We start from the raw sequence: 1,234 nt of genomic DNA on the forward strand, positions 1-1,234 counted from the left end.
AGCAGCGGTTGAGGTGACTCAGCACCCCGGTGGTAGAACTCGGTCGATTAATGCACCGCCGCCTCCTGATTACCCATAGGCTGGCGACGGTAGGTCTGGTCGTTTTGCAGCAGCACCCAGACGATACGCAGGTTGCGATTGGCCAAGCGCACAGCTGCGCCTTTCTGGCCATGACGGCTTAGCCAGCGTTGCAGTCGTTGGTCGTCTGGATGTTCGGAATCGGGCCGTACCTGCCTCAGTACCGCATGCGCTCCCTGGATCGCCAGACTGCGTAAGTAGGCATCGCCGCGTTTGCACATTTTCCCCAGCCGGGTCTTATTGCCGCTGCTGTTTTGCTCCGGCACCGTGCCGAAGTAGGACGCGAACAGGCGTGCATTCGGGAAACGTTCAGGTTCGGTCTGCTTGGCTAACAGCGCCGTAGCGATGATCGGCCCTATCCCACGTACCGTCATTAGGCGCTTTGCCGTCTCGTCTTCGCGCGCTGCGGTTTCCAGGCGTGCGGTCAGCACATTCACGCGCTCGCCCAGATGACGCCATTCACCCAACATTTCGTCGATCAGCTCACGCAACGATTCTGGCAGCGGTTGTGTGGCGTCTTCCAGTATCCGCGGAACGTTGCGGCTGAGGGCAAGCTCACCTTGCGCCATGGCAATGCCGTGTTCAAGCAGCAAACCGCGGATCTGATTACTCATGGCGGTGCGTCGGCGCACGTAGCCCTGTCTGGCCCGATGCAGCGCCTGCATGGCTAGCTGGGCTGCGGTTTTGATCGGCACAGCGATGATCAAGCTGTCTCGACCCGCACGCAGAATGGCCAGCGCATCATTACGATCGTTCTTTGCGCCGCTGCGATGCTCGGCTACGCGCTGTGCCGGCAGGATCCGCGCGAGGTTCCCCTGCGCCTGTAGGATTCGCGCCCACGCTTGGGCACCGGGGCCTGTTTCCATGAGCACTGTCACGGTGTTGGGCAGCTTGTACAGGAACGCAAGGAAGGCCTCGCGGGACTTGATCCGCTCCTCGTATTTGACTTGGCCAAGGGCGTCTTCTCCAGCTACCTGGAACACGTTTTTGGCAAGATCCACCGCCACTGTCGTGCAAGCAGACAGATCGGCAGAAGACAAGGAGTTGGTTTTGATCGTATGCTTTTTCATGGGCTCGCCCTCGCTGTCGTTGGCTTCATTAGAATGCCACCGTGGCGCTACAGACGCCTCGGCTTGGGCGAGTCCATCCAATTACA

At 60.0% G+C, this 1,234-nt stretch carries 1 protein-coding gene; it reads right to left on the bottom strand.

Features of this window, described 5'->3' with window-relative positions:
- Positions 1–47: 47 nt before the first annotated feature.
- Positions 48–1,103: an IS110 family RNA-guided transposase gene (locus AC07VG_RS33390; RefSeq protein WP_495022564.1), complete on the bottom strand. Its 1,056-nt coding sequence runs from the start codon at positions 1,101–1,103 to the stop codon at positions 48–50.
- Positions 1,104–1,234 lie beyond the last annotated feature (131 nt).

The sequence above is a fragment of the Pseudomonas sp. GW821-FHT03C07 genome (assembly GCF_059420925.1).